Annotated in this window: 19 protein-coding genes; 18 read left to right on the forward strand and 1 reads right to left on the reverse strand. The window is 74.1% G+C overall.

Going from position 1 to position 18,256, the window contains the following annotated elements:
• The first annotated feature begins 75 nt into the window (after positions 1-75).
• The 3 genes from E2C05_RS04005 to E2C05_RS04015 are packed head-to-tail and all read left to right on the forward strand — an operon-like array spanning position 76 to position 2,607.
• Positions 76-414 carry an AtuA-related protein gene (locus E2C05_RS04005; RefSeq protein ID WP_133218316.1) on the forward strand — a complete coding sequence of 113 codons (339 nt, stop codon included), beginning with the start codon at positions 76-78 and terminating at the stop codon, positions 412-414.
• Positions 411-1,622 carry a cytochrome P450 gene (locus tag E2C05_RS04010; RefSeq protein ID WP_133218317.1) on the forward strand — a complete coding sequence of 404 codons (1,212 nt, stop codon included), beginning with the start codon at positions 411-413 and terminating at the stop codon, positions 1,620-1,622. Before E2C05_RS04005 ends, E2C05_RS04010 begins: the two co-directional genes overlap by 4 nt.
• 13 nt (positions 1,623-1,635) lie before the next feature.
• Complete coding sequence (locus E2C05_RS04015) at positions 1,636-2,607, forward strand: Bug family tripartite tricarboxylate transporter substrate binding protein (protein WP_133218318.1); 972 nt, start codon at positions 1,636-1,638, stop codon at positions 2,605-2,607.
• Here the strand turns inward: E2C05_RS04015 and E2C05_RS04020 are convergent.
• Positions 2,604-3,545, reverse strand: coding sequence for an SMP-30/gluconolactonase/LRE family protein (locus tag E2C05_RS04020; RefSeq protein WP_133218319.1), 942 nt, complete (start codon positions 3,543-3,545; stop codon positions 2,604-2,606). The two genes, E2C05_RS04015 and E2C05_RS04020, sit on opposite strands and share 4 nt — an antisense overlap.
• A gap of 21 nt (positions 3,546-3,566) precedes the next feature.
• On the opposite strand from E2C05_RS04020, the gene E2C05_RS32790 reads away from it, so the two are divergent.
• The 15 genes from E2C05_RS32790 to E2C05_RS04085 all read left to right on the forward strand — a co-directional run.
• A complete protein-coding gene (locus tag E2C05_RS32790; protein ID WP_158291935.1) occupies positions 3,567-3,713 on the forward strand; it encodes a hypothetical protein in 147 nt (48 codons plus the stop codon).
• Between the two features lie 98 nt (positions 3,714-3,811).
• On the forward strand, positions 3,812-4,411 hold the full coding sequence (locus E2C05_RS04025) for a DUF4255 domain-containing protein (RefSeq protein WP_158291936.1): 600 nt from the start codon (positions 3,812-3,814) through the stop codon (positions 4,409-4,411).
• On the forward strand, positions 4,408-5,181 hold the full coding sequence (locus E2C05_RS04030; protein WP_133218321.1) for a hypothetical protein: 774 nt from the start codon (positions 4,408-4,410) through the stop codon (positions 5,179-5,181). The genes E2C05_RS04025 and E2C05_RS04030 overlap by 4 nt, the downstream gene beginning before the upstream one ends.
• 26 nt (positions 5,182-5,207) lie before the next feature.
• Positions 5,208-7,412, forward strand: a complete 2,205-nt coding sequence (locus E2C05_RS04035) for a phage tail sheath family protein (protein WP_133218322.1) — start codon at positions 5,208-5,210, stop codon at positions 7,410-7,412.
• Between the two features lie 32 nt (positions 7,413-7,444).
• Positions 7,445-7,909, forward strand: coding sequence for a phage tail protein (locus tag E2C05_RS04040; RefSeq protein ID WP_133218323.1), 465 nt, complete (start codon positions 7,445-7,447; stop codon positions 7,907-7,909).
• A gap of 11 nt (positions 7,910-7,920) precedes the next feature.
• The gene (locus tag E2C05_RS32795; RefSeq protein ID WP_158291937.1) at positions 7,921-9,369 is read left to right on the forward strand and encodes a hypothetical protein; all 1,449 of its coding nucleotides are present in this window, start codon (positions 7,921-7,923) and stop codon (positions 9,367-9,369) included.
• Positions 9,362-9,865 (forward strand): phage tail protein, encoded by a 504-nt coding sequence (locus E2C05_RS04050; RefSeq protein ID WP_133218324.1) that lies wholly within the window; start codon positions 9,362-9,364, stop codon positions 9,863-9,865. The genes E2C05_RS32795 and E2C05_RS04050 overlap by 8 nt, the downstream gene beginning before the upstream one ends.
• On the forward strand, positions 9,866-10,684 hold the full coding sequence (locus tag E2C05_RS04055) for a CIS tube protein (RefSeq protein ID WP_133218325.1): 819 nt from the start codon (positions 9,866-9,868) through the stop codon (positions 10,682-10,684). It abuts the gene before it with no gap.
• 10 nt (positions 10,685-10,694) lie between these two features.
• Positions 10,695-10,853: a hypothetical protein gene (locus E2C05_RS32800; protein WP_158291938.1), complete on the forward strand. Its 159-nt coding sequence runs from the start codon at positions 10,695-10,697 to the stop codon at positions 10,851-10,853.
• Positions 10,854-10,858: 5 nt separating this feature from the next.
• Positions 10,859-11,899: a phage late control D family protein gene (locus E2C05_RS04060; protein WP_133218326.1), complete on the forward strand. Its 1,041-nt coding sequence runs from the start codon at positions 10,859-10,861 to the stop codon at positions 11,897-11,899.
• The gene (locus tag E2C05_RS04065) at positions 11,896-12,543 is read left to right on the forward strand and encodes a phage baseplate assembly protein V (RefSeq protein ID WP_133218327.1); all 648 of its coding nucleotides are present in this window, start codon (positions 11,896-11,898) and stop codon (positions 12,541-12,543) included. The genes E2C05_RS04060 and E2C05_RS04065 overlap by 4 nt, the downstream gene beginning before the upstream one ends.
• Positions 12,537-14,138 carry a hypothetical protein gene (locus E2C05_RS04070; RefSeq protein WP_133218328.1) on the forward strand — a complete coding sequence of 534 codons (1,602 nt, stop codon included), beginning with the start codon at positions 12,537-12,539 and terminating at the stop codon, positions 14,136-14,138. Before E2C05_RS04065 ends, E2C05_RS04070 begins: the two co-directional genes overlap by 7 nt.
• Positions 14,139-14,148: 10 nt before the next feature.
• Positions 14,149-14,553 carry a GPW/gp25 family protein gene (locus E2C05_RS04075; protein ID WP_133218329.1) on the forward strand — a complete coding sequence of 135 codons (405 nt, stop codon included), beginning with the start codon at positions 14,149-14,151 and terminating at the stop codon, positions 14,551-14,553.
• Between the two features lie 11 nt (positions 14,554-14,564).
• Positions 14,565-16,712, forward strand: a complete 2,148-nt coding sequence (locus tag E2C05_RS04080) for a putative baseplate assembly protein (protein ID WP_133218330.1) — start codon at positions 14,565-14,567, stop codon at positions 16,710-16,712.
• A gap of 7 nt (positions 16,713-16,719) precedes the next feature.
• On the forward strand, positions 16,720-18,256 hold a 1,537-nt coding region (locus tag E2C05_RS04085), incomplete at its 3' end, for a hypothetical protein (protein ID WP_205082707.1).

Genomic DNA, 18,256 nt, shown 5'->3' on the forward strand with positions numbered 1-18,256 from the left:
CCGTGCCGTTCCTTGCCCATGCCTTACGCCAACATGAACGACAATCCATCTGATCGGTTGCACCGGGAGGGCGGCATGGACGGTATCGAAATGCAACTGCACGCCGTGGCGCATAGCCGGGCGGGCGACAAGGGGAACCGCTGCAACCTCTCGCTCATCCCCTATGACCCACGCCTCTACCCCCTGCTGGCCGAGCAGGTGACGGAGGCCCGCGTGCTGGACCTCTTCCGCCACCGCGGCGCCACCCGGGTCACGCGCCACGACCTGCCGCTGCTGCACGCCTTCAATTTCGTGGTGGACGACGTGCTCGAGGGCGGGGTGAATGGCAGCCTCAACCTCGACGGCCATGGCAAGAGCCAGTCCTTCCGGCTGCTGGCGCTGACCGTGGTCGTGCCCCGCGACCTGGCGCCATGAGCGTGGTGCTGGCCGAGGGCTTCGACCTGCGCGCCCTGCCCCCCGGCTTCTACGACGACCCCTACCCGATCTACCGCGCGCTGCGGGAGGCGGCGCCGGTCAGGCGCATGCCGGACGGCTCGCTCTTCCTCACGCGCTGGGCCGACCTGGACCGGGTGTACCGGGACACGCGCGGCTTCTCCTCCGACAAGCATGTCGAGTTCGCGCCGAAATACGGCGACACGCCGCTGTACCGGCACCACACCACCAGCCTGGTGTTCAACGACCCGCCGCTGCACACGCGGGTGCGGCGGCTGATCATGGGCGCCCTGACGCCGCGCGCCATCGCCGGCATGGAACCCGCCCTGGCGGCGCTGGTGGACCGGCTGCTGGACGCCATGGCGGCGAAAGGCGAGGCGGACCTTATCGAGGACTATGCCGCCGCCATCCCGATCGAGGTCATCGGCAACCTGCTGGGCGTGCCGGCGGCGGAACGCGGACCGCTGCGGGACTGGTCGCTCGCCATCCTCGGCGCGCTGGAGCCGGTGGTGACGCCGGCCATGGCGGCACGCGGCAATGCCGCCGTCAGCGCGTTCCTCGACTATCTCGGCACCCTGGTCACGCGCCGGCGCGCCGCACCCGGCGACCCGGCGACCGATGTGCTGACGCGGCTGATCCAGGGCGAAGCGAGCGGCGAGCGCCTGACCGAACAGGAATTGCTCCACAACTGCATCTTCCTGCTGAATGCCGGGCACGAGACGACGACCAACCTGATCGGCAACGGGCTGGAGGCGCTGCTGCGCTTCCCTGACCAGAAGGCGCGGCTGCTGGCCGACCCCGCCCTGGCCGCTAGCGCCGTGGAGGAGGTGCTGCGCTACGAGAGCAGCAACCAGCTCGGCAACCGCGCCGCGGTCGTGGCGACCGAGATCGGCGGCGTCGCCGTGGCGCCCGGGACCCTGATCACCCTCTGCATCGGCGCGGCCAACCGCGACCCGGAGCAATTCCCGCAGCCGGAGCGGTTCGATATCGGCCGCACGCCGAACCGGCACCTGGCCTTCGCCGCCGGCGCGCATCAATGCGCCGGCCTCGCCCTGGCCCGGCTGGAAGGCCGCGTGGCGATCAGCCGCTTCCTTGCGCGCTTTCCTGGCTATGCGCCGGCCGGGGCGCCGGTGCGGGGCGGCCGGGCGCGCTTCCGCGGCTTCCTGAGCCTGCCCGTGCGGCTCGCCTGAGACGGAGACCACGATGACGCTGTCCCGCCGCGCGGCCCTTGCCGCGGCACTCGCCACGCTGCCGCCGGCGGCGCGCGCGCAATGGGCCCCGGCGCGGCCGCTGCGCTGGATCGTCGGCTATCCCCCTGGCGGCGGCACCGATGTCCTGGCGCGGCTGCTGGCCAACGGCATGGGGGAGAAGCTCGGCCAGCCGGTGGTGGTGGAGAACCGCCCGGGGGCTGCCACCAATATCGGCGCCGAAGCGGCCGCGCGCGCCGAGCCGGACGGCCACACGGTATTCACCGCGGGGAACGAGACGTTGGTGTTCAATCCCGCGCTCTACCGCAACCTCTCCTTCAACGTGGACCAGGATCTGCGGCCGCTCGGCCTCATGGCGCGGTTCCACCTGGTGGTTGCGGTGCGCACCGCCGCATCCGTAACCTCCCTGCCGGCATTGCTGGACCGCGCCAGGTCGGCGCCCGGCACGGTGGACTATGGCAGCCCGGGCATCGGCAGCCCGCACCACCTGGCGATGGAGCGGCTGGCGCGGGATGCGGGCATCCGGCTCAACCACGTCCCCTATCGCGGCATGGCGCCGGTGATGAACGACCTCATGGCGGGCACGGTGGAAGCGGCGGTGCTGGACCTGGCGGCGGGCGGGGAAGCGCTGCGCAGCGGCCGCATCCGGCCGCTCGCGGTCTGCTCGCCGGCGCAGCACCCGACCCTGCCGGAGGTGCCGACGGTGGCCGAGGCGGCTGGCCTGCAGGGCTTCGAAGCCTATGCCTGGCAGGGCCTGACTGCGCCATTCCGCACGCCGGATGCGGCCGCCACGCGCCTCGCCGCCGCACTTGCGGCGACGCTCGGGGAAGCGCCGGTCCAGGCCCGGATGCGGGAGATCGGGCTGGAGCCGCTGACGGGCGACGCCGCCGCCTATCGGGCCTTGATCGCGGCCGACCGCGCCATCTACTGGCCGCTGATCAAGGCGCTGGGGCTGACGCTCGACTAGCCGCCGGCAACGCCCTGCGTGTTGACGTAGAGCGAGAAGAGCGACTGCGCCGCCGACATGAAAAGCCGGTTGCGGTGCCGGCCGCCGAAACAGAGATTGGCGCAGCGTTCCGGCAGATGGACATGCCCGATCGGCGTGCCGGCGGCGTCGATGACGCGCACGCCGTCGTATTCCGCCGTCATGCCCCAGCCGCACCACAGATTGCCGTCCACATCCACCCGGAAGCCGTCCGGCGTCTCCCCCGGCTGGCAGCGGTAGAAGACGCGGCGATTGGCCAGCCTCGTCCCGCCGACGACGTCATAGGCCAGGATGTTGCGCGGCTCCCCCCGGCTTTCGATGACGTAGAGGATGCTTTCGTCCGGGCTGAAGGCGAGCCCGTTGGGATGATCGATGTCGTCGGTGACCAGGGCGATCTCGCCGGTCTGGCCATCCACCCGGTAGACATGGGTGTGCGGCAGCTCGGCCTGCAGCTTGATGCCCTCGTAGAAGGCATAGGTGCCGAAGGGCGGGTCGGTGAACCAGATCGACCCGTCGGACTTCACCACCACGTCGTTCGGGCTGTTCAGCTTCTTGCACTGGTAGCTGTCGGCCAGGACGGTGATGCCGCCGTCATACTCGAAGCGGACCACCCGCCGCCCCTGGTGCTCGCAGGCGATGATGCGGCCCTGGCGGTCCCGCGTATGGCCATTGGCGTTGTTGGACGGCTTCTGCCAGGTGCTGACGGCGCCCGTTTCCTCGTCCCACTTCAGCACCCGGTTGTTGGGGATGTCGGACCACAGCAGGCAGCGCGCATCGCCCAGCCAGACCGGGCCTTCGCCCCAGCGGGATCCGGTCCACAGCCGCTCCACCGCCGACAGCGCCAGGTGGTAGCGCTTGAAGCTGGGGTCGAGCGCGACGATGGCGGGGTCCGGATAGCGTTCGCTGGGCTGCCATGACATGGAACTCGCTCCCCTGACTCGTTGAAGGGCGCGATCCTGCCGGGCGCGCGGGACGGCGCCAAGGCCCGCGGCGCGTCGTGCGATGCGGCGCTGCAGCATGTGTCGACGCGCACAGCGCGCGCGCGATGCGTGCATATCGGACATTTCATTCTTGCCGAACTGAAGTGACACGCGGTACGAATCGCTGCGGGATCGGTCGCACGGCGTTGCGGTGTGCCTGTTCCTGCCGGCCGCATTTCCGCGACCGGACTTCGGTGGAGCATGGCATGGCCGGGTACCAGTCCGTCCACGGTGTCATGCATGCGCTGGAAACGCTGCTGAACGTGCGCATGCCGGCTGCGCTGTCGGCCAACAGGGTTGATGCGCGCGCGGTCGTCGTCGGCAGCAAGGATCTGCTGACCGCGCCGGCCGGCAACCGCCTCGCGCTCTACCTGCACCGGCTGACGGTGGATCCGACCATTCCCGGCGGCTGGGTGCGCGCGGGCGCCACGCTGCCCGCGCGCCGGGAGCCGGAGGTGTCGCTGCGGCTGCATTTCCTGATGATCGCCTTCGGCGAGACGGCGAGGGCCGAGATCGACCTGATGGCCTGGGGCCTGCAGCAGCTGCTCGCCATCGGCCAGCTCGACATCGACCAGCTGAACGACCCCGCCTTCGCCTGGCGGGAAGCGGAGGTGGTGCAGCTCGCCACCGAGGAGATGGCGACCGAGGACCTGCTGCGCATCTGGGATGCGCTGAAGATCGAGTATCACCTGACGGTACCCTGCGTGGCGCGCGCGGTGCGCGTCCGCGCCGATGCGCCGCGCGAAGAATGGCCGGCGGTCACCAGCCGCATCCTGGTGGCGGGCGATGAGGAGGCGGCGCGATGATCGAGGCGCAGCGCCTTCACGTCGCCGGCGCCCTGGTCTGGGTCGATGGCATGATCGAGCGCGCGGGGCTCGCGCCGGCGCCGGCGGAGGGCGAATTCGACCTCGCGCTCGACCCGCTGCCGCGGCTGGTCCGGGCCGAGCCGCGGCGCGGCGCGCTGGTGCTGCACCGGGCGCCGGCCGAGCCGTTGCCGCATTGGCCGGACGAGGCGGAGCGCGCCGCGCCGGATGCGCCGCCGCTCGCCGTCTCCGGCACCATACGGGCACGGGATGGCCGGTTCCATCCGCTCCGCTTCGCCGCCACCCTGCCGCCGCGGGGACAAATGCCGGTCTCGCTGCACCGCACGCCAGCCACGCTCGGCCTCGGCGCCGGCGGCGGGCTGCGGCTGACGCTGCGCTGGCAGGATGCGCAGGCGGCGGGCGGCATCGGCCCGCCGGCCGCCTGGGCGATCATCACCCTCGCGCTGCCGGTGAACGGCGATACCTGGCGCTGGCGCGCCCAGGCCGACCGCCATGGCGACCTGGTTCTGCCGCTGCGCGGCCTGCCGCCGCGGCCGAGGGATGCCGGGCCGCATGCGCTGGCGCTGACCGCCGCCGGCGACCCTGGGCAGGCCGATGCGATGGCGCCCGACCCGACCGGCTTCGCCGCCTGTCGCCTGCTGCGGCAGGGGGCGGCCGCCTTCGCCGATGCGCTGCCGGTGGAATTCACCCCGGGCCAGGTGCTGCGCCTGGCCGACGACGACCCGCGGATCCTGCTGCTGAAACCCGTCTGATCGCCCGCTACCTCGAGGAGGCATGCATGCCGGAATACCTTGCGCCAGGCGTCTTCGTGGAGGAGGTGAGCTTCCGGCAGAAATCCATCGAGGGCGTGGGCACCAGCGTCGCCGGCATCGTCGGGCCGACCCGCTTCGGCCCGGTGCGGGGCAAGCCGCTGCTGTGCACCAGCTATCTGGATTTCGAGCGGTATTTCGGCGATGCGCGCAACCTGGTCTTCGGCGCGGCCAAGGCCGTCGCGGTGAACCACACCGCCTATGCCGCCCGCGCCTTCTTCGACAATGGCGGCAAGCAGCTGTTCGTCACGCGCGTGGTCAATGGCGGCGGCGGCCAGGCGACCGGGGCGGCGCTGGGCACCGCCAGCTTCGCCGCGAACGCGCTGGCCATCGGCACCGGGCAGGCTGCCGCGACGCTGACCTTCCGCGCGCGGTTCCCCGGCGCCGCCGGCAACCTCGACTTGGTCTTCACCCCGCGCACCGCGGAGAATCTGGTGACGGTAGCGGTGCCGGCCGAGGCGAAGGAGGGCGACGCGGCGCTGGTCACCGCGGCGGATGTGGCGCAGCCGCGGCTGGTCCTGGCGCCGGGCGGTCTCGCCGCCGGCATCGGCCTGCCGCTGAAGTCGCTCTCCGGCACCGCCGCCCTGGCCGTGCCGGATGCCACCAAGCCGACGGAGACGCAGTGGAGCTTCACCACGGACAGCCGGCTGCTGGTGGTGGACAAGGACGGGAAGACCTTCAACGACACGCCCGCCGCGCTGGGCATCCTCGGCCTGAAGCCGGATGCGGCGGATGCGCTCGGTACGGTCCGCTTCCGCAATGCCGCGGCCGCGGTGGCGGGGGGCGTCTACAGCATCGGCCTGGATGCGCGGGTGGAAGCGTTGCTGCCGGCCGATGCGCTGGCGGGGCGCGGCGCGCTGCTGGTCGGCACGCTGTCGCAGGACAAGGCGTCCTTTGCCCTGGCGAAGGACCCGAACGGGCTGGCGAAGGACGTGACGCTGCCGCTGACCGCCCTGGCGCGGGCGGATACGCGCGACCCCGCCAAGGTCTGGCGGCGCGACTATGCGGTGACGGCGGAGCTGGACGGGGAGGCGCTGTTCGAATACGGCACCGTCTCCCCCGACCCGGCCAGCCCGCTCTTCCTGCCGCGCGCCATGCCGGCCAAGCCGCAGAAGCTGGCGGATGACGTGGTGCAGCCCGCCGCCGCCGCGCTGGATGGCGCCGCGCCGGCCGAGGCGGCGGTGGTCGCCGCCCTGGAAGCGGCCTTCGAGCCTTCGGCGCGCCGGCCGGTCAGCCCCGCCATCGCCGCGCGGCTGGTGATCCGGCTGGCCGGCGGGACGGATGGCGACCTGCCGGACGCCGCCGATTTCCGCGGCGACCAGGACGAGCAGCGCGGCAGCACCGGCTTCGCCGCGCTTGAGGACGTGGACGAGATCGCCATCGTCCTCGCGCCCTTCGCCGCGGCGCTGGACCGCAAGGTCTACCGCGCCGTGATCGCCGAGATGCAGGCGCACCTGCGCCGCATGCGCTACCGCATCGGCGTAATCGACAGCCAGCGCAACATGACGATCTCCGAGATCCGCGACTTCCGCGCCGACATCTCGGACGACCGGCTGGCGCTGTACTATCCCTGGATCCGCGCCGGCGGCCTGACCGCGGAATGGGACGAGGTGCAGCTGCCGCCCTCCGGCTATCTCGCCGGGATCTATGCCGGCACCGATGTCCGGCGCGGCGTCCACAAGGCCCCGGCGAACGAGGTGGTGCTGGGCGCTATCGGGCTCGAGGCCAACATCAACCAGTACCAGCAGGAATTGCTGAACCCGCTCGGCATCAACTGCCTGCGCTTCTTCCCCAACCGCGGCTACCGGGTCTGGGGCGGGCGGACGCTGGCGGACGACCCGGACTGGAAATACGTCAATGTCCGCCGCTACTTCCTGTTCCTGGAGAAGTCGATCGAGCGCGCCACCGCCTGGGCGGTGTTCGAGCCGAATGGCGAGGATCTCTGGGCCAATATCCGGGCCACGGTGGACGACTTCCTCTACAACGAATGGTTCAACCGCCACCTGCTCGGCGCCACCACCGAACAGGCCTATTTCGTCCGCTGCGACCGCAGCACGATGACGCAGAACGACCTCGACAATGGCCGGCTGGTCTGCCTGATCGGCGTCGCGCCGCTGCGTCCCGCCGAATTCGTCATCTTCCGCATCGGCCAGAAGACCGCCGATGCCCGCTGACCCGACCCCGATGAGCGACGCCGGAGGCCCCGATGCCCGTCTTCCGTGAGACGCCCTATGGCGCCTTCAATTTCCTGGTCGAACTCGAACGCGGCCAGGGCAAGGAGCCGCGCGCCGGCTTCTCCGAGGTCTCCGGCCTCAACACCGAGATCACGGTGGCGGAATACCGCGCCGGCAACGACCCGCAAAACCATGTCCGCAAGCTGCCGGGCATCTACAAGTCGGGCGACGTCACCCTGAAGCGCGGCATCATGGGCGCCGACGACATCTGGGGCTGGATCACCCAGATCCGCCAGGGGGAAGCGGCGCCGGGCGTGAAGCGGGAGGTGATGATCCGCATGCTGGACGAGCAGCGGGCGAATGTCGTCGTCTCCTGGAAGCTGCGCGGCGCCATGCCGCTGAAATGGACCGGCCCGACGCTGAACGCCAAGGGCGGCGGCGACGTGGCGATGGAGGAGCTGGTCCTCTCGGTCGAATCGATCGAGATGGAGAGCTAGGGCGCCCGGCGATGAGCGCGACGCTGCTCGCCACGCCGGACCTGCGGCTGTCGCTGGACGCGACGGCACGGCCACGCGCCGAAGCCGGCTTCGACCTGGTGCTGATAGGCCATGCGCCCGGCTTGCACCGGCCACAGGCGGCGCGGCCGCTGGCCGATGCGGTGGCGCTGGCCGGCTTCGACGCGGCGGCGGCACGGCTGCGGGGCGCGGAAAGCACGCCCGGCGGGCTGCACGGCGTGCCGCTGCCGCTGCCGGATGCCGAGAGCTTCGCCCGCATCTTCCCGGCGGCCGACAGCACGCCGACCCAGCTCGGCAGCCGCATCGCCGGGCGGCGCGCCTTCCTGCCGCGCGCGGTGCGGGATGCCTTCCGCGCCGGCGCCGGCCGCGTCTGGGTGGTGACGGTGGCCGAACCGCCACCGGGCGCCGAGGCCGACGCGGTCCTCGACAGCCTCGGCCTGGGTGCGGCCGGGCCCGGCGACCCGGCGAGGCCCGGCAGCCTGGCCGGCATCGGCCTGGCGCTCGCCATCCCGGACGCCGCGCTCGTCGCGCTGCCGGACCTGGAACGCCTGCTCATCGCCGCCGGGGCATCGCGGCCCGACGCGCCGGTGCCGCCGCGGGAGCCGCCGGAATTCCGCCCGGACAGGCCGGCGCCGCCGCCCCGCCTCTTCACCCTGCCGCCGGACGGTCCGGCGCATGCGCCGCCGGCGCCTGCGGTGCTGCTGTCGCGCCTTGCCCTGCTGCTGGCGCGCTGGCGGCCGGACATGCAGGCGCTGATCACGCTGCCGGACCCGCCCGCGGCGGCGGTCGCGGCGCTGCGCGACAGGCTGGCGCCGGAAGGCCGGCTGGCGGCGCTGGACCGGCTGCAATTGCTACATCCGTTGCTGCGCGGCACGGATGGCGAGACCGGCACGGCCAGCGGCGCCATCGCCGGCGCGATCGCCGCCGGCGCGGCGCGGGACGGGCCCTGGCGCTCCATCGCCGGCCGGCCGCTCGCGCTCGCCGCCATGCCGGTTCTGGCGCATGCCCCGGCCACGGTCGCGGCGCTGCGGGCGCAGGGCATCGGCGTGCTCACCGGCCGCGCCGGCCTGCTGCGGCTGGATGACGAGGCGACGCCGGCGCCGGCGGAGGGTGCCGTCGGCCGGCCGGCGGAGGTGGTGCGCTTCCTCGGCTGGCTGCAGCGCCGGCTGCGCCGGTTGGGGGAAGCGCTGGCCTTCGAGACCCTGCCCGACGATGGCCGCACGGAGATCGCGCTGCGCGGCTTCCTGCTGGACCTGCTGGCGCGCGGCGCGCTGCGCGGCGCGACGGCGGAGGATGCCTTCCGCCTGGCGCCGCTGCGCTTCCTGCCGGAGGGCGCGGCGGGGTTCGAGATCCGCCTGGCGCCCAGCCTGCCGGTGGAGGCGATCGCCATCCGCCTCGTCGCCACCCCGGCCGGCCTGACGGTGGAGGCCGGCCTTGCCTGAGACCGCGCCCTTCATCCCCTTCCGCTTCCAGGTCGCGCTGTTTCCCGGCCAGGGGGCGGGTGGGCAATCCATGCCGGCCAGCCTGCTCTGCGCCGGGGCCTTCAGCGATGTCGGCGGACTGGAAGCCACCATGACGCCGCGCACCATCAAGGAAGGCGGGCGGAACTGGGGCGCCATCCAGCGCGCCGGCAACACCGCCTTCGGCACGCTGGTGCTGAAGCGCGGCGTCACCTCGGTGGATCATCTCTGGGTCTGGTTCGACGTGGTGGCGCGCCGGGCCAACTATGCCCTGCGGATGACCGGCCGGATCGACGTGGTGGACGCCGTGGAGAATGGCCGGCCGCGCACGCTGATGCGCTGGTGGGTGGAGAATGCGATGCCCATCCGCTTCAAGGCCCCCGACCTGTCCGCCACCGCCAGTCAGGTGGCGGTGGAGGAGCTGCAGCTGGTGCATGAAGGGCTGACGGCCGAGCCGCGGCCGGCGGAGGGCGGCTGAATGCCGGACCAGGATTTCCTTCGCGCCAAGCTGATCCCGGCCGATCCGAAGACGCGGAAGGCGAAGCCGGCGGATGCGGTGCCGGTCCATTTCAACCCGGAATCGCTGAAGCTCACCCGCAGCAACGGCATCAAGGCCGACACCAAGGGCAGCGGCCAGCGGCAGAACGCCGCGCAGCACATCGATTCCAGCTCCTCCAAGCTCGCCTTCGACCTGGTCTTCGACACCACGCTCGAGGAGGACGAGGCGACCGGCTTCAAGGATGTGCGGGAGGTGACCCGCAAGCTGGTCAAGCTGTTCATGGACCCGGGGGAGCCGCAGGCTTCCGGCGGCAAGGCGCCGAAGCCGGTGGCGGCGCCGCTCTGCGTCTTCTCCTGGGGGGCCTTCTGGTTCACGGGCATCGTCGAATCGATGAACGAGACGGTGGAGTTCTTCAGCCCGAACGGCGTGCCGCTGCGCAGCGTCCTCGCCGTCTCGATGACCGAGGACCGCTTCGACTTCACGCCGGATGCGGTGAAGAAGATGCAGCGCGCGCAGCCGGATTTCGTGCCGGTCGGCCTCGCCGGCACGGCGCCGGACGCGGCGCAGGCCGGCGGCGGCGACCCCACGGGCTGGCGCGACACCGCGCTGTTCAACGGGCTGGAGACGCCGCGCTTTCCGGATGCCGCGGCGCTGGCGGTGCCGCGGCTGTCGCTGGAAGGCTCGGTAGGGCTGTCCTTCGGCGCCTCGGCCTCGCTCGGCACCGGCATCAAGGGCGCCTTCGGCGGCGGCGTCTCGCTCGGCGGCACGGCGGCGCTGCGGCTGGGACGCGGCGGATGAGGAACCAGCCATGCCCGTGGTGATCGGCGAGACGAGCGTGGAGGCGGAGGTGCCGCACCCGACGGAAGCGCCGCCGCAGCCGGCCGACCGGCCGCAGGCCAGCCTGCTGGAGGCGCTGGCCGCCGCCGCGGCACGGGAAGCGCGGCTGCTGCGCCTGCTGGTGGATTGACCGGCATGCCGCCCCTCGCCCTCGCCAATATCCGTCCCACGGCGCGCATCGACGGGCAGGACCGCCCGGCGCTGGAACAGGCTGTGCTGGAACTGACCATCGCCCAGCCGGCGGCGGGCATGGACAGCGCGGAGATGCGGCTGGTGAATTTCAGCCCCACCGCGACCGACCCGCCGGACTTCCCCTTCGCCGACATCCCGCTCGGCGCCCGCATCGAGATCTTCGTCGGCGAACCCGGCGCGCCGGCGCTGTTCGACGGGGAGGTGACGGGGCTGGAGGAACGCTATGGCGGCGCCGCGCCGGAACTGGTGGTGCTGGCGGAGGACCGGCTGCACCGCCTGGCCCGGAAGCGCCGCAGCCGGGTGTTCGAAAGCCAGTCGGCCGATGCAGTGGTCGGCGCCATGGCGGCCGAGGCCGGGCTGCAGGCGGATGCGCGCGTCTCGTCAGCCGCCGCCACCTGGCACCAGATGAACGAGAGCGACCTGGCCTTCCTCCGCCGGCTGCTCGCCCGCTTCGGCGTCACGCCGCGGCTGCGGCAGGGACGGCTGGTGGCGCGGCAGGAAGAAGCGCCGCTCACGACCATCCCGCTCAGCGTGAATGCGGAGATCCGCAAGCTGCGGATCCTGGCTGACCTCGCCCGCCAGGCCAGCCAGGCCACGGTGCGCGGCTGGGACCTGAAGGCGGATGCGGTGGTGACGGCGCGTGCCGACCGCGCCACGCCGCCGGCGCAGCGGACCGGCGCGAAGGACCTGCTGAGCCGGCTGGGCTGGCCGGGCGACGACCTGCTGGTGTCGCCGCCGCCCGCCACCCAGGGCCTGGCGGACGACCAGGCTGCGGCCGCCTTTTCCGGCACCGCCCGCCGCTTCCTCTCCGGCGACATGATCTGCGACGGCAATCCCGCCGTCATCGCCGGGGCGGCGGTGGAGATCGCCGGCGTCTCGTCCCGCCTCGCCGGCATCTACCGGGTGACGGAGGCGACGCATCACTTCGACCTGGGCCATGGCTACGAGACCTTCGCGCGGCTGGCGCGGGCGGACTGGCCATGACCGCCCCCGGGCATGCCGCCGCGCCGCCCTCCGGCCTCGTGCTCGGCCGCGTCACCGACACGCAGGATCCGCAGCGCCGCGGCCGCGTGCGGCTCAGCCTGGTGCCGCTCGAGGTGGAACTCTGGGCCAATGTCGCCATGCCCTCGGCCGGGCGCGGCTATGGCGCGGCGCTGCTGCCGAAGGTGGGGGAGGTGGTGGTGGTCGGCTTCCTCGGCGCCGAGACGCCGGTGGTGCTCGGCGCGCTCTGGTCCGGCGACGACAGCCAGCCGGACCGCGCCGCGCCGGTGGAGGACCGCTACCTCATCCGCACGCCCTCCGGCACGCTTATGCTGATGGACGATGCCGATGGGCCGTCGCTGCTGGTCGAGACGCCCGGCGGCGTGTCCCTGAAGCTGAGCGACAGCGGCGGCGGGGAGATTACCGGCACGGTCGCCGGCAACACCGTGAAGGTCACGACCTCGACCATCACCCTGACCGCCACGTCGGAGGTGAAGGTGGAGGCGCCGAAGGTCACGGTCAGCGCGCCGCTGGTCACCCTCGACGCGGCCATGACCAAGGCGAGCGGCGTGGTGAAATGCGACACGCTGATCGCCACCAGCGTGGTCGGCACCAGCTACACGCCGGGGGCGGGCAACATATGGTAGCGCTCGCCAGCCCCGCCGGCCGCGCCCTGCCGCGCCCGCATCGCGGGGAGGCGCTGCTGCGCGCCCCCTGGTACGAGGCGCCGGGCAGCCCCGGCCTGGTCCTCCACCGCTACCTCGACGAGGAATTCGTCGAGCGCTTCCGGCAGGACCTGGAGGACCGGCCGGAGGCCAACGCCGCGCTGTCCGCCTGGCGGGCGGAGGACGTGGCCGGGCCCGGCCTGCTGAAACTGCGCCGTCCCATCCACCGCGCCTTCCACATCGCCGCCTGCGAGGCGGTCTGCGACCGGCCCGGCCTGCCCGCCCTGGGGCCGGAGCACATCGCCGCGGCAGGCCTCGTCATCCGCCGCCGCACCCGTCTGGGCGAGCAGGGCTGGATGCTGGCCAACGGCCTGCCGCTCGGCTGGAGGCCGCTGGACGGGGAGGGCGATCCGGAGACCTGGCGCCGCCTGCCGCCGCACCGCCAGGGCCGGCCGCCATCGGCCTATACGGGGGAGGAGGTGCGGCCGCTGCACCCCCTGCTGGTGCGCGACAGCGGCGGCAGGCTGCGCTGCATCCTGTTCGGCTTCCTCTCCCTGGGCGGGGAGGCGCTGCCGACTGCCCCACGCAGCGACGGCCCGCTGTCCGGCCCGCCGCCGGAGGAACTGCCCTGGCCCTTCGGCCTGGTGAACCACCCGAGCGGCCCGCCGTCCTGGAGCATCGAGGCGGAGCGGCAGGTGGCGCGGGGCCTCGCCGCGCCGGCGCTGGCCGCGCTGCTGCGCGTGCTGGTCTTCCGCTTCCAGCTCGGACTGCCGGAAGGCGTTGCGCCGGCCAATGACGGGCTGTGGGCGGCGCTGGACGGCATCGCCTTCAGCCGCCCGGCGCCGGGCGGCCTGTCCGCCATGCAGGAACGCACCCATGCGGCGACGCATCCGCTGCTGCGCGACGGTCGCCCGCTGACTTTGGCCGGCTGGTTGCGACGGCTGGACGGCGCGACGCGGGATACGCTGATCGGCGCGTTGAGCAACGCCGCGCCGACCGCCAGCGTCGCGCTGCCCGGCCTGGCCGAGGCGTCGCTGCTGGTGCCGGAAGGCCATGCGTCCTCCCTGCGCGCGGCGCTGTCGCTGCGCGGCGCCGCGGCGCTGCGGCAGCTGGATGGCGCGCTGCCGGTGCCGCGCTTCGGGCGGGAGGATACCTGCGTGGCGCGGCCCTTCCTGCGGGTGCGCTGCGAGGATGGCTGCGAACGCCTGGCCTGGGGCGGGGAGAGCGCGCCCTTCCGCGTCGCGCTGCCCTTCGATCCCGACGCGACGCGGCCGGTGCTGATCCAGATGCCGAGCCTGGCGGACCTCAGGCGCGGCGCGGCGCGCGGCGCCGCCTTCGCCATCCCGCGCGACGTCATGGCCAAGCTCTCCGGCCTGCGGTCGAAGGACGGCGCCGCCGGCGCGCTGAAGGGCGAGATGCCGGCGGAATCCCCGCTCGGGCTCGACTTCATCTGCTCCTTCAGCATCCCGGTCATCACGCTCTGCGCGCTGATCCTGCTGATGATCGTGATCAACCTGTTCAACCTGATCTTCTGGTGGCTGCCTTGGGTCATCATCTGCCTGCCGCTGCCGCGATGAGCCCCCGGGCATGAGCGGCGTCCTGCCCGAGCCCGCCGGCTTCCCCCTCGGGGGCGCCGATGCGGATGGAAGGCTGCGCTGGTCGCGCGGCGACCAGGCGCTGACCGAGGCTGTCTGGACCGTGCTGGCGACCAATCCGGGGGAGCGGCTGATGCGCCCCGGCTTCGGCGCCGGCCTGTCGGCCTTCATCCACCAGCCGGACACGGAATCCACCCGCCGCCTGGTCGCCGCCGCGGCGAAGGAGGCACTGGAGCGGACCGAGCCGCGGATCGTCGTGCAGGATGTGCGCGTCGAAAGCCCCTCGCCCGAGGGGCCGGAGGCCGGGCGGCTGCGGCTGACCCTGCGCTGGCAGCGGCGCGGCCGGCCGGGGGAGACCGGCGGCCTCTCCCTCGCGCTCGATCTCGGCCAGGGCTGAGGGGAACCGCCATGCCGCTGCCCCTGCCCAACCTGGACGACCGGCGGTTCGAGGACCTGGTGGCGGAGGCGCGCGCCCGCCTCTCGGCCTACACGCCGGAACTGGTGGTGCAGCCCGGCGACCCGGCCGAGGCGATCATCGACCTCTTCGCCTGGCTGACCGAGACCATCCTCTACCGCGCCAACCTGATCCCGGAACGCCAGCGCCGCGCCTTCCTGAACCTGCTGGGCATGCCGCTGCGGCCGGCGGCGCCGGCAAGGGGCCTCGTCTGCCTCGACCCGCAGGCGCCGGCGCGCGCGCCCATGCCCGCCATCGCCCGCCACCAGGCGGTGCTGCGCGCCGGCCCGGTCGCGGTCACCAACACCACCGAATTGCAGCCCCTGCCGCTCGAGCTGCTGGCGATGCTCAAGCGCCCCTGGCGGGAGCCGGACCGGGCGAAGCGCGACGCCATGCTGGCCGAGCTCGCCCGGCTCTATGGCCGCAGCGACCTGACGCCCTTCGTGCCGGAACCCGCCTTCGCCGATGGCGCGCCGGTCGCGCTGGCGGAAACGCTGGACCGCGCGCTCCACCTCGCCTTCCTGCTGCCGAAGCGGGTCAACCAGCCGCTGCCGGAGCTGCGGGAGGCGCTGGCCGGCGCGGTGCTGTCCCTGGGCGTCGCGCCGCCGCGGGAGGTGCCGGGCGAGGTCGCGGCCGCGCTGCCCGACCGCACCCCGCGGATCGAGATCGCGGTGCAGGACGCGGGCGGGCCCCTGCGCTTCCTGCCGCTCGCCCTGCTGGCCGACAGCAGCCAGGGCCTGCGTCGCGCCGGCGTGCTGCAGCTGCAGCTGCCGCGCGCCGCGCGGCTCTTCGCGCCGCCGCCGCAGGACGACCCGCGCGATGCCGGCCGCGGCAGCGCCCCGCCGGAACTGCCCGCGACCGCCGATCCCGCGCGCCTGGTTTTCTGGCTGCGGCTGACCTGCCCGGAGCATCCGGACCTCGCCCTCGCCTGGCTGGGAGTGAACGCGGTCGGGGTGGAGGCGCGGCAGGTGGCGCGCGACCGCGTCCTCGGCCTCGGCACCGGCCAGCCCGACCAGGTGCTGTCACTCGGCGAGACGAGCGTCGATCCCGACAGCCTAGTCGTCGAGGTCTGGGAGGGCGGCGTGCCCGCCGCCTGGCGCCGCCTGCCGCACCTGGCCGGCGCGGGGCCGGAGGAGCCGGCCTTCGTGCTGGATGCGGAGGCCGGGACCATCGGCTTCGGCGACGGGCTGCGCGGCATGCGGCTGCCGGCCGGCGCCCGGGTGGTCGCCGCCTTCATGGCCTTCGGGGGCGGCGCCGCCGGCAACCTACCGCCCGGCGCGCTGAAATCGGTGGCGCTGGACGGCATGGCGCTGGACCTGACGCCGCGCCAGGAATTGCCGCTGGCCGGCGGGGCGGAGGCGGAATCGGTGGCCGCGGCCGAGCGCCGCCTGCCCGCGGCGCTGGCGCATCGCGAGCGCGCCGTGACGGTGGAGGATTTCGCCGCCCTGGCGCGAGAGGTGCCGGGCGCCAGCATCGCCCGGACCGAGGTGGTCGCCGGCCTCGTCCCCGGCGCCAGCCTGGCGGCGGTGCGGGAGGATGTGCCGGGTGCCGTCGCCGTCTTCGTCCTGCCGCCGGCCGAGCGCGCGCTGGGCAACACGCCGCGCCCCAGCCTCGGCCTGCTGCGGGACACCTATGCGGCGCTGCGGCCGCGCACCCTGATCGGGACGGAGCTCACCGTCCTCAGCCCGGAATTCGTGCCCATCGGCGTCTCCGTGCAGGTCTCGGTGGTCGATGCGACGGCGCGGACGGCGACCCTCCGGGCGGTCGAGCGGGCGGTGCTGGACTACCTCTGGGCCCTGCCGCCCGGCGGCCCGCGCGGGGAAGGCTGGCCGCTCGGCTATGGCGTGGACCCGGACGAGATCCGCACCCGCGCCGGCGCCGCGCCCGGCGTGCTGGCGATCGAGGCGGTGGCATTGTACCTGCCCAGCCCCGATGGCGGCTGGCGGGCGGCGCCGGCGGGCGGCCTCGGGCTGCGGCGCTACCAGCTGCCGGACCTTGTCGGCCTGTCGGTCGGCACGGCGCCGCCAACGCCGCCGGCCGGCGCGCCGGAACCGCGCGACGGCGGTGGCGTCGCCGTGCCCTTCATCCCCGAACGGTGCTGAGGCAGGCATGCGCGACGCCAACGGCACACGCTTCCTGCCGCTGATCGGGCCCCGGGACCTGGCGCCGCGCGCGCCCGGCCTGCGCTGGGACCCGGATCTGCGCGCCCTGCGCCTGGCGAAGTCCGCCATGGCGCGCCTGCCGCAGGCGTTGCGGACCGACGTGCTGGCGGCGCGCGAGGCCGCGCCCTTCCGCGTGCTGGACGGCTTCGGCCAGCAGGGAAGGCTGGCGCCGGACGGGCTGTCGGTGGAGGTGCTGATCGACGGCGCCTGGGAGAAGGTGCGGGACCGGGAGGGCGCGCCGCTTGCCCCCGCAGCCGGCCGCTTCACCGCGCTCGCGCTCGGCGGCGGCGCGGAGGCGCGCCTCGCCCTGCTGTTCGACAACGGCGCCGGCGCGCAGGGGCTGCAGGTCTTCCACCTCCGGCATCGCTGGCCGGTGGATCGCCCGGGCGAGACCCGCGCCGACCTCCCCGCCCCCGGGCGGCTGCTGGCGGCGGCGCCGGACGGCACGGTGTGGGTGGCGACGCGCACGGAACTGCTCGCACTGGCCGGCCAGCCCCTGCCGCAGGACTACCGGCCGGAGGCGGCGCGGTTCGAGCCGGTCACGGTGACCCGCCGCGGCCTGCGCATCCTCCGCCGCATCGCCCTGCCGGGCGGGGAGGACGCGATCGCCCTGGCGGTGGACGGCGCCGCCGCCTGGCTGCTGCGCGACCGCGGCGCGGCGCCGCAGGAGGTCTGGCGCCGGCCGCTGGACCGGCCGGATGCCGCGGCCGCCTGGCAGGCCCTGCCGCTGCCGCCGCATGGGCCGGGGGCCGGGCCCTTCTTCGCCGATCTCGGCCTGCTGCCGGAGGGGCGGCTGGCGCTGCTGGCGCCGGCCGATGCGGCGGATGCCGGCTTCGCGCAACGCGATTGCGCCGTGTTCCTGCACGCCGGTCCGGCGCTGGCCCCGGCCGGCGAGCGCTGGCCCATGCTGGCCCCGCCCGAGGCGCGCTTCGTCGCCACCGCCGAAGGCGAGCCGGCCTATGCGACGGCCGACGGGCCGCGCCGCTTCGCCCTGCTGCGCCACCCGGCGCATCCCGTGCTCGCCGCCACGCCGCTGGTGCCGCTGGACGGCGAGGAGCCGGAGACCGTCTGGCACCGGCTGCACCTGGATGCGGCCATCCCGCCGGGCTGCGGCATCGCGCTCTGGGCCCGGGCGGCGCAGGACAGCCTGCCGCAGGACACGGCCGCGCTGCTCGCCATGGCGGTGGGGGCGCTGGCGGCGGAGCCGGGGGTGGCGAGCCTCGACGCCGCCGCGCTGCGGCTGTTGCGCGACCGGGCGCGGGTCGCCGAGGATGCGGCCTGGCAGGCGCTGGCGGCGCTGCCCGAAGCCAGCCTCACCCGCCTGGCCGGCATGAACGCGGCCGGGATCGCCGCACTCGACGAGGACAGGGACCCGGCGCTCCGGGCGCTGGCGCCGCAATCCGCGCTGCTGGCGGCGCTGGCCGGCGACCCGCTGCGGCGCCTGCTGGCGGCATCGCCCGCGCTGCGCCGCGCCGTGGCGGGCG

The sequence above is a fragment of the Paracraurococcus ruber genome, from assembly GCF_004353985.1.
GTDB classification, from domain to species: Bacteria; Pseudomonadota; Alphaproteobacteria; order Acetobacterales; family Acetobacteraceae; genus Paracraurococcus; species Paracraurococcus ruber.

Bases quoted from the DNA above. Each gene is read 5' to 3' on its own strand.
- E2C05_RS04055 (WP_133218325.1), top strand. From the start codon at position 9,866: ATGCCGGACCAGGATTTCCTTCGCGCCAAGCTGATCCCGGCCGATCCG.
- E2C05_RS04035 (WP_133218322.1), top strand. From the start codon at position 5,208: ATGCCGGAATACCTTGCGCCAGGCGTCTTCGTGGAGGAGGTGAGCTTC.
- E2C05_RS04075 (WP_133218329.1), top strand. From the start codon at position 14,149: ATGAGCGGCGTCCTGCCCGAGCCCGCCGGCTTCCCCCTCGGGGGCGCC.
- E2C05_RS04070 (WP_133218328.1), top strand. From the start codon at position 12,537: ATGGTAGCGCTCGCCAGCCCCGCCGGCCGCGCCCTGCCGCGCCCGCAT.
- E2C05_RS04040 (WP_133218323.1), top strand. From the start codon at position 7,445: ATGCCCGTCTTCCGTGAGACGCCCTATGGCGCCTTCAATTTCCTGGTC.
- E2C05_RS04025 (WP_158291936.1), top strand. From the start codon at position 3,812: ATGGCCGGGTACCAGTCCGTCCACGGTGTCATGCATGCGCTGGAAACG.
- E2C05_RS04015 (WP_133218318.1), top strand. From the start codon at position 1,636: ATGACGCTGTCCCGCCGCGCGGCCCTTGCCGCGGCACTCGCCACGCTG.
- E2C05_RS04060 (WP_133218326.1), top strand. From the start codon at position 10,859: ATGCCGCCCCTCGCCCTCGCCAATATCCGTCCCACGGCGCGCATCGAC.
- E2C05_RS04080 (WP_133218330.1), top strand. From the start codon at position 14,565: ATGCCGCTGCCCCTGCCCAACCTGGACGACCGGCGGTTCGAGGACCTG.
- E2C05_RS04010 (WP_133218317.1), top strand. From the start codon at position 411: ATGAGCGTGGTGCTGGCCGAGGGCTTCGACCTGCGCGCCCTGCCCCCC.
- E2C05_RS04020 (WP_133218319.1), bottom strand. From the start codon at position 3,545: ATGTCATGGCAGCCCAGCGAACGCTATCCGGACCCCGCCATCGTCGCG.
- E2C05_RS32800 (WP_158291938.1), top strand. From the start codon at position 10,695: ATGCCCGTGGTGATCGGCGAGACGAGCGTGGAGGCGGAGGTGCCGCAC.
- E2C05_RS04030 (WP_133218321.1), top strand. From the start codon at position 4,408: ATGATCGAGGCGCAGCGCCTTCACGTCGCCGGCGCCCTGGTCTGGGTC.
- E2C05_RS32795 (WP_158291937.1), top strand. From the start codon at position 7,921: ATGAGCGCGACGCTGCTCGCCACGCCGGACCTGCGGCTGTCGCTGGAC.
- E2C05_RS04005 (WP_133218316.1), top strand. From the start codon at position 76: ATGGACGGTATCGAAATGCAACTGCACGCCGTGGCGCATAGCCGGGCG.
- E2C05_RS04065 (WP_133218327.1), top strand. From the start codon at position 11,896: ATGACCGCCCCCGGGCATGCCGCCGCGCCGCCCTCCGGCCTCGTGCTC.